The organism is Paenibacillus sp. HGH0039 (genome assembly GCF_000411255.1).
GTDB lineage: Bacteria > Bacillota > Bacilli > Paenibacillales > NBRC-103111 > Paenibacillus_F.
Genome location: NZ_KE150412.1, coordinates 281,194 through 291,155, shown reverse-complemented (window position 1 = coordinate 291,155; position 9,962 = coordinate 281,194). Strand labels below are relative to the sequence as shown.

Below are 9,962 nucleotides of genomic sequence, written 5' to 3'. Positions count from 1 at the left end.
CGCGATAACTTCTTCGACCTGGGCGGACATTCCCTGCGGGCGACGACGCTTGTCGGCAAAGTGCACAAAGAGCTGAACGTCGATTTGCCGCTGCGAGATGTTTTCCGTCATTCGACGATTGAAGAAATGGCTCAAACCATAGCGGGATTGGAACACCGGGAACATACCGCCATCCCTGTACTCGAAAAACGCGCGCATTACCCGTTGTCTTCCGTACAGAAAAGGCTATACATCCAGCATCAGATGGAAGGCGCGGAACTGAGCTACAATATGTCGGGCCTCATGGTCCTCAAAGGGGAACTGGACCGCGGACGCTTTGAAGCTGCGCTTCGCGGGCTGATCGGCCGTCATGAGATTTTGCGTACGGCATTCGAGATGGTGGACGGCGAACCTGCGCAGGTTATTTACCCGGAAGTGAACTTCGTCCTGGAGTACCGGCAGTCGGACGAAGAAGGATCCCGAGAAATTGCCGCACAGTTTGTCCGCGTCTTTGATCTGGAGCAACCACCGCTGCTGCGGGTCGGTCTGATCGGGCTGGAACGGAACCGGCATATTCTGATGTTCGACATCCATCATCTTGTTTCCGACGGCGTGTCCACCGGAATTTTAATCGACGATCTTCTCCGCATGTATACGGGCGATAACCTTCTGCCGCTGCGGATTCAATATAAGGACTTCGCTTCGTGGCAGCAGTCCGAAGCGCAGAGCGAACGTCTGAAAAAACAGGAAGCGTACTGGCTGGACGTACTGGACGGAGAGCTGCCGCGCCTTGAACTGGCGACCGATTTCGCGAGACCGGCGGTGCGGAGCTACGAGGGAGATGTGCTGGATTTTGCCATAGACAAGCAGCAAAGCGAAGCCTTGCGGCAAATCGCGGACGATAACGGCGCAACCTTGTATATGGTTTTCCTCGCCGCCTACACCGTTCTGCTGCATAAGTATTCCGGACAGGAAGACATCATTGTGGGCACGCCGGTCTCAGGCAGAACTCATGCGGATACGGAACCTCTGATTGGAATGTTCGTGAACACGCTGGCGATCCGGAATTACCCGTCCGGCGAGAAAATGTTCCTTTCTTACCTGGATGAAATCAAAGAAACGATGCTGGGAGCCTATGAAAACCAGGATTATCCGTTCGAGGAGCTTGTGGAAAAAGTACAGGCGGCAAGGGACTTGAGCCGGCATCCGATATTTGACTCGGTGTTTGTGATGGAAACGAGAGAAGACCGGATCAGCCGTTTCGGAGAGTTAACCGTCGAGCCTTATATCGAGGCCCAGACGGTCGCCAAATTTGATCTGACCCTGGAAGTTACGCATGAGGAAGAAGGCATGAGCGGTCATTTTGAATATGCGACTAAACTGTTTACCCGGAACATGATCGACAATTTTGCCGAAGACTTTCTGACCATCCTCTCCAAAATTTGCGAGCAGCCTCATGTCCTGCTGAAAGATCTTTCCTTAAACGGTTCTTCGGAGCAGGAAGAAGACTTGCTGGAAGCTATTGATATTGTTTTCTAAAGCTTTACCCGGCGGATGTGCGTGCGGCGCATTCCGTATGCAATCCGCCGGATCGCTTTTTTTAACGAAAAGAGAGGGGAACGATGAAGGTGGCTTTTGAAAAAGAAATTCTTTTTTGGAACGAAAAATTCTCAGGTGAAGATGGTTCGCTTACCCTGCTGCCGTACAGTAAGGCTCCAAGCCACGCGGCTCCAAGCGTCCTGTCCGTTTCCGGAACTTTGTCCGGCGGAGCGGCGCAGCGGGTCATTCAAATGAGCAAGGGCGTGCCGCTGGCCGCCTATATGATTTTGCTGGCGGGAGTTCAAGTCCTGCTGTACAGATATACGGGTGATTCCGCTGTTCTTGTCGGCATGCCGGTTGTGAAGAAAGCACAAGAGACGCGGCGGCCCATTAACCATACGGTTATTCTGAAGAATAGGATCGGCGACGAGTCCACCTTCAAATCGGTGTTGAACGAATTGAAGGTTTCTCTTCCCGAGGCTATCCGTCATCAGCAGATTCCGTTCCTCAAAATGACGGAGAAGCTGGAGCTTCAATACGCGGACGGAGTCCCGGTTGTCAACACGCTCGTTTCTCTGAATGAGCTGCACGGCACCGATGTCGGCGGGAATGTCGTCTGCGACTGCCTGTTTCAATTCCGTCTGGAGGACGGTTCGATCCATCTTCAGATCTTCTACAACGAAAATTTGTATCACGCGGGCTTTATGACCGGGGTGGTCGATCATCTGGACCGTCTGCTGGCAGGCGGTTTAAATAACCTTGATCAGGAAGCGGCAGGGGCGGCTATGCTGTCTCCGGAGGAAGAGCGCCGGCTTGTTCACGCTTTTAACGAGACGGAAACGGACTATGAGTCGGAAAAAACGATTCACGGGCTGATCGAGGAGCAGGCTGCCCGCGTTCCGGAAGCGACAGCGGTGGTTTTCGAGCAGGAACGTCTCACCTACCGGGAGCTGAACGAGCGGGCGAACCGACTGGCGCGTACGCTGCGTGCGAAGGGTGTGCAGCCGGACCAGCTTGTCGGCCTGATGGCCGGACGCTCGATGGATATGGTCGTCGGCATCTTGGCGGTGCTGAAAGCCGGAGGCGCATACGTGCCGATCGATCCCGAATATCCCGAGGAGCGCATCCGCTACCTGCTGGAAGATTCGGGTGCAAAGCTGCTGCTGACTCAGCGGCGGCTGCTGGACCGCGTCCCCTATGCGGGAACCGTACTGGCACTCGATGACGAGCACTCCTACAGCGCCGATGGCACCAATCTGGAGCCGGTTAACGGGCCGGACCATCTGGCCTACGTTATCTATACGTCCGGAACGACGGGCAAGCCTAAGGGCGTTATGGTGGAGCATCACGGACTCGTCAGCTTGAAGAACATGTTCCGGCACACGCTGGGCATCACCGGATCGGACAGAGTCGTCCAGTTCGCGAGCCTGTCGTTCGACGCGTCGTGCTGGGAAGTGTTCAAGGCGCTGTTTTTCGGAGCCGCTCTCTACATTCCGACGGCCGACACCATTCTTGATTATCAGCTTTTCGAGCGCTACATGGACGAGAACGGCATCACGGCCGCGATCCTGCCGCCTACGTACGCTGCCTATTTAAACCCGGATCATATGCGGGGGCTGCAAAAGCTGATTACCGGGGGCTCGGCCGTATCGGCCGAATTCGTGCAGCAGTGGAAAGACAAAGTGCGGTATTTCAACGCCTACGGCCCGACGGAAGCTTCGATCGTCACTGCGGTCTGGGCCGCTGAGCCGAATGATACCGGCTTGAAATCGGTTCCCATCGGCCGTCCCATTCATAATCACAAGATTTATATCGTGGACAAGCACGGACAGCCTGTGCCTGAAGGAGTAGCGGGTGAACTGTGCATTGCGGGTGTCGGTCTGGCGAGAGGATATTTGAATCGCCCCGAGCTGACGGCGGAGAAGTTCGTCGACAACCCTTTTGCCTCCGGCGAACGGATGTACCGGACGGGGGATTCCGCCCGCTGGCTTCCTGACGGGAACATCGAATATATGGGCCGGATCGACCACCAGGTGAAAATCCGCGGCTACCGGATCGAGACCGGCGAGATTGAAGAACAGCTTCTGAAAATTCCGTCCGTACAGGAAACGATCGTCATCGCCCGGGAAGAAGAGAGCGGACTGCAATTGTGCGCTTACGTTGCGGGAGACCAATCGCTGACCGTTAGTGATCTTAGAGCAGCGCTGTCGCAAAACTTGCCGGGTTACATGATTCCGGCGCATTTCGTGCAGCTGCCGAGGATGCCGCTGACGCCGAACGGGAAAATCGACCGGAAGGCGCTGCCTGCCCCGCAAGGAAACGCGCTCGGGGGAGGCGAGTATGTTGCGCCCCGAAACGAAGCGGAGCAAGCTCTTGCCGACGTTTGGAAGGCTGTGTTGAATACCGAACGGGTCGGAGTCACGGATCACTTCTTCGAGCTCGGCGGTGATTCGATCAAGTCGATTCAGGTTTCCTCCCGGCTGCACCAGGCCGGCTACAAGCTGGAAATTCGCGACTTGTTCAAATATCCGACGATCGCGCAGCTCAGCCTGCACGTGAAGCCTGTCGCCCGGACGGTCGATCAGGGAGAAGTGACCGGAGCCGCCGTATTGACTCCCATTCAGCAATGGTTTTTCGAGCGTGAATTCGCGGATACGCATCACTTTAACCAATCCGTTCTGCTGCACCGCAAAGACGGTTTCGACGAGACGGCTCTCCGCAAGGTACTGCAGAAGTTAACGGAGCATCACGATGCGCTGCGGATGGCCTTCCGCAAAACGGAGCACGGCTATACGGCCTGGAATCGCGGAATCGGGGAAGGCGAGATGTACAGCCTGGAAATCTCCGATTTTAGGGAGGCTGCGAATCCGGGAGACGCGGTCGAAGCGAAGGCGAACGAAATTCAGAGCGGGATCGGGCTGGGAGACGGGCCGCTTGTAAAAGCGGGCCTGTTCCGCTGCGCGGACGGCGATCATCTGCTTATCGCGGTTCATCATGCCGTCGTCGACGGTGTATCGTGGCGGATCTTGATGGAAGATATCGCGCTCGGGTACGAGCAGGCCGGCAAAGGGGAAGACATCCGTTTTCCCGCGAAAACCGATTCCTACCTTGCTTGGTCGGGTCAGCTCGCGGCCTATGCGCAAAGCCCGGACATGGAGAACGAGCGGGCCTATTGGCAGGGCGTGGAACGTACACCCGTGCCACCTTTGCCGAAGGATACGGATGCGGAGGATTCCCTGCAGCGGGACAGCGAATCGCTTTTTGCGGTCTTGACTCGCGACGAAACGGAGCTGTTGTTGAAACGAGTACACCGGGCCTACAACACGGAAATGAACGATATCCTGATTGCCGCTTTGGGAACAGCCGTGCAGAAATGGAGCGGACATGACCGGGTCCTTTTAAATCTGGAAGGTCACGGGCGCGAATTTATCGGAACGGATATCGACATTACGCGTACGATAGGCTGGTTTACGAGCAAGTTCCCCGTTGTGTTGGAGCCGGAGAGCGGCAAAGACTTGTCGCATCAAATCAAAGCGGTCAAGGAAAGTCTGCGCCGGATTCCGAACAAAGGGATCGGATACGGGGTATGCCGGTACCTTTCGGAGAAAACGGACGGCTTGGTATGGGGGGCCGAACCGGAAATTAACTTTAACTATTTGGGCCAGTTTGACGACGATTTGCAAAATAACGAGATGGGCTTGTCGCCGTATCTGGGCGGGAGCCCGGCAAGCGACCGGCAGGCGCGCAGCTTCGTGCTGGACATTAACGGCATGGTCCTGGACGGTTCGCTGTCGCTAGACCTGAGCTACAGCCGGAAACAGTTTCACAGAGCGACGATAGAGAAACTGGTTTCGCTGCTGGAGCAGAGCCTCCGGGAAATTATTGCCCACTGCGCGGCTAAGGAACGGACGGAGCTGACGCCGAGCGACGTACAGTTCAAGGGACTGAGCGTTACCGACATGGAACGGATTGCCGAAGACACGGCACCTATCGGCGAGATCGAGAATATCTACACACTCACGCCGATGCAGAAGGGGATGTGGTTCCACAGCGCGATGGACCCGCAGACGGGCGCCTACTTCGAACAAGCGCGTTTTACGCTGCTGGGCGAGCTGGATGTCGATGTTTTCTCCAAAAGCTGGGCCGAATTGGCCGCGCGGCATGTCGTGCTGCGGACTAATTTTTACAGCGGCGCGGGCGCGGAACCTTTGCAAATCGTGTACCGGGACAAGCCGGTCGGCTTCGAATATGAAGATCTGCTGCATCTGGATTCTGCAGGACGCACAGCCTATACCGATAAGAAAGCGGAGGAAGACCGGCTGCGGGGCTTTGATCTGGAGCGGGATGCGCTTGTGCGCGTCACGGTACTCCGGACGGATGAACAGCGCTATCACGTGATGCTCAGTTTCCAGCATATTCTGATGGACGGCTGGTGCTTGCCGCAGCTTACGCAGGAATTGTTCGAAACGTACTCAGCTTACATCCGGAATGTGAAGCCGGAGCGGATTGCGTCAGCGGACTACGACCAGTACATCGAGTGGCTGGAGAAACAGGACGAAGAAAGTGCTTCCCGCTACTGGTCCGGCTATCTGGAAGGGTATGACGGACAGACGGAGCTTCCCAAAAAGACCGATGCGAAAAGCGGATCGTTTCTTCCGGAACATGTCGTTTGCGAGCTGGGCAAAAGCTTGAGCGAACGGATGGAGCGTGCGGCCAAGCAGCAACATGTCACGTTGAACACCTTGCTGCAATCGGCATGGGGCGTCGTTTTGCAAAAGATTAACGGGACGGGCGATGCGGTCTTCGGCAGCGTCGTCTCGGGAAGACCGGCTGAGATTCCGGGAATCGAGGAGATGATCGGACTTTTCATCAACACGGTACCGGTGCGGGTAACGAGCGAGGCGGACACGTCTTTTGCCGACGTCATGGTCAAAGTGCAGGAGCAGGCGCTGGAATCCGGCCGCTACGATTATTATCCGTTGTATGAGATCCAGGCGCGAAGCTCCCAGAAACAGGATCTTATCCACCACATTATCGCGTTCGAAAACTATCCGATGGACGAGCAGATGCAGCAGGCGGGCGGCAGCCAAACCGGCGGTCTGGCTATCACGGATGTCGAGATGGCGGAACAGACGAATTACGATTTTAATATGACGGTCGTTCCGGGAGAAGCCATTGAAATACGCTTCGATTACAATGCGGGTGTATTTGCGAAAGCGGACGTCGAGCGTTTGCGGGGACAACTGCTGCACGTGCTCGAACAAGTCGTGAACGATCCCCGGGTCAAAGTGGGCGACTTGGAGCTGGCAACGGCGGCTGAAAAAACGCAAATTATTAAAGCGTTCAACGACACAACGACGGATTTCCCGCGGGACAAAACCCTTCATCAGTTGTTTGAGGAACAGGCGGAGCGGATACCGGATGCAGTGGCGGTCGTATTTGAGCAAAAGGAACTTACGTACCGCGAGCTGAATGAGCGGGCGAATCGCCTGGCACGTACGCTTCGGGGCGAAGAAGTCGGCCGGGACTGTCTCGTAGGCATTGTTGTCGATCGTTCCATCGAGATGATCGTCGGCATTATGGCCGTGCTGAAAGCCGGCGGCGCTTATGTGCCGATCGATCCGGAATACCCGGAAGAACGTATCCGGTACCTCATCGAAGACTCGGGCGCCCGGGTTATGCTGACGCAGCGTCATCTGCAGGAACGGGTTCCCGTCCAAAGCGCCGTGATCGTACTGGATGACGAGGGGGCTTACCACCCTGACGGGTCGGAATTGGAACGAATCAACGAATCGGCCGATTTGGCCTGTGTGATCTATACCTCGGGGACGACCGGGAAGCCGAAAGGAAACCTGGTGTCCCACCGGAACATTATCCGGATCGCACGGAATACGAACTATGTCGAGATTACGGAGCAGGACCGGGTTCTCCAGTTGTCCAGTTATTCTTTTGACGGGTCGATTTCCGACATTTTCGGCGCTTTGGTCAACGGGGCGGGCCTCGTTCTCATTCCGAGAGAGATCATGTTGGAAATCGGTCAGTTGGCCGAGTTGATCGAAAGGGAGCGGATTACGGTTTCGCTCATTACGACCGCTTTTTTCAACGTGCTCGTGGATGTAAATGTGGATTGCTTGCGGCATATGCGGGCCATTCTGTTCGGCGGAGAGCGTGTTTCGGTCGGTCATGTCCGTAAAGCGGTCGCTCATTTGGGTCCGGGCAAAATCATTCATTTGTACGGCCCTTCGGAGAGCACGGTGTACGCTACGTACTATGTGGTGAACGAAGTGGCCGAGGACGCCGTGAATGTTCCTATCGGTCGTCCGATCAGCAATACGACGGCCTATATCGTGGATGCCCGCAACAATCTGCAGCCGATCGGTGTAGCCGGGGAGCTGTGTGTAGCCGGCGAGGGATTGGTCCGGGGTTACCTGAACCGGCCTGAATTGACGGCGGAAAAGTTCGTGGACAATCCTTTCGTTCCCGGAGAACGCATGTACCGGACAGGGGACGTGGCGAGATGGCTGCCGGACGGAACGATCGAATATGTGGGCCGGATGGACGATCAAGTGAAAATCCGCGGCTTCCGGATCGAGCTTGGCGAGATAGAGGCGCAGCTGCTGAAGGTGGAATCCATCCGAAAAGCGACTGTGATCGCCCGTGAAACCGCCAGCGGAGATAAACAGCTGTGCGCCTATTTCACGGCGGACGGCGAGCTTCAGGCAAGCCGGTTAAGAAGCGCCTTATCCCGCGAGCTGCCGGGGTATATGATTCCTTCGTACTTTGTTCAGTTGGAGGAAATGCCGCTAACGACTAACGGCAAGGTGGACCGCAGAGCGCTCCCGGCACCGGAACTCAGCTTGCAGGAGGGGACGGAGCATACGGCGCCGCGGACTCCGCTGGAAGCGGACCTGGCCGCCATCTGGCAGGGCGTACTGGGACTGGAGAAAGTTGGCGTGAAGGAAAATTTCTTCGAACTCGGAGGACATTCTCTGCGGGCGACAACGCTTGTCAGCCGGATACGCAAAGAGCTTCACGTAGATTTCCCGCTGAAGGATGTCTTTGTTTATTCGACGGTAGAAGAGATGGCTCAAGCGATTGCAAACCTGACGCGGCTTTCGTTCTCTTCGATCCCCAAGGCAGAGGAAAGCGAGTATTACCCGCTATCTTCCGCGCAGAAAAGGCTGTTCATCCTTCAACAGCTTGAAGGGGCGGATCAAAGTTACAACATGCCGGGAGCTTTGCTGCTGGAAGGAGCGCTGGACCGGTATCGATTCGAAGAAGCGTTCCGCGGCCTGATCGCCCGTCACGAGACGCTTCGCACCGGTTTTGGGATCATAAACGGGGAAGCGGTGCAGCGGATATACAGCGGCGCGGACTTTTCGGTGGAGCATATCCGGGCAAGCGAAGAAGAGGCGGGCGAGGACGTGCAGAAGTTCATCCGGCCGTTCGACTTGGCGGCGCCGCCATTACTCCGGGTTGGCTTGATCGAGCTGGCGGAGGACCGGCATATTCTGATGTTCGATATGCATCATATCGTGTCCGACGGCGTTTCGATGGATGTGCTGGTGGAGGAGTTTGTCCGGCTGTACAGCGGCGAAGAACTGGAACCTCTGCACATTCAATACAAGGACTACGCGGTATGGCAGCAATCGGAGGCGCAGAAAGAACAGTTGAAGCGGCAGGAAGCTTACTGGCTCGATGTTTTCCGGGGAGAGCTGCCCGTACTGGAACTGCCGACGGATTTTGCCCGTCCCGCCGTACAGAGCTATGAAGGACAGACTCTTGAATTTGTTGTCGACGCGCAGAAGAGCGAAGCTTTAAAACGTCTTGCGGCAGAAAGCGGCTCGACGCTTTATATGGTGCTGCTTGCGGCGTATACGGTACTTTTGCATAAATATACGGCTCAGGAAGATCTGGTCGTAGGGACTTCGATTGCCGGAAGAACCCACGGGGACGTGCAGCCGCTGATCGGAATGTTTGTCAATACGCTGGCAATCCGCAATTACCCGGCCGCCGGCAAAACGTTCTTGTCCTACTTGCAGGAGGTCAAAGAAACGACTCTGGGCGCATACGAGCATCAGAACTACCCGTTCGAGGAGCTGGTCGAAAAGGTACAGACGGCCCGTGATTTAAGCCGCAATCCGATTTTCGATACGATGTTCTCTCTGCAAAACCTGGAGAACAAGGAATTTGAGCTGGAAGGGCTCAAGCTCACTTCTTATCCGAGCGAGTACGGCATGGCGAAATTCGACCTCAGCCTGGATGTCGTGGAAGAAAGCGGCGGTCTGGAATGCAGCTTGGAGTATGCGACTTCCTTGTATAAAAAAGAAACGGTGGAACGGATGTCGCAGCATTTCGAGCAGTTGCTCGGTGCCATCGCCGAGAAGCCGGAGGCCAAAATCGCCGATCTTGACCTGCTTACGCCTTCCGAAAAAGAGCAGCTG

The 9,962-nt window shown here is 56.0% G+C and carries 2 protein-coding genes; both read left to right on the top strand.

What is annotated here, in order from left to right:
- On the top strand, positions 1–1,518 hold a 1,518-nt coding region (locus tag HMPREF1207_RS01090), incomplete at its 5' end, for a condensation domain-containing protein (RefSeq protein WP_016423374.1).
- An 83-nt stretch (positions 1,519–1,601) separates the two neighbouring features.
- Positions 1,602–9,962: non-ribosomal peptide synthetase (locus HMPREF1207_RS01085; protein ID WP_016423373.1), on the top strand; the 8,361-nt coding region annotated here is incomplete at its 3' end.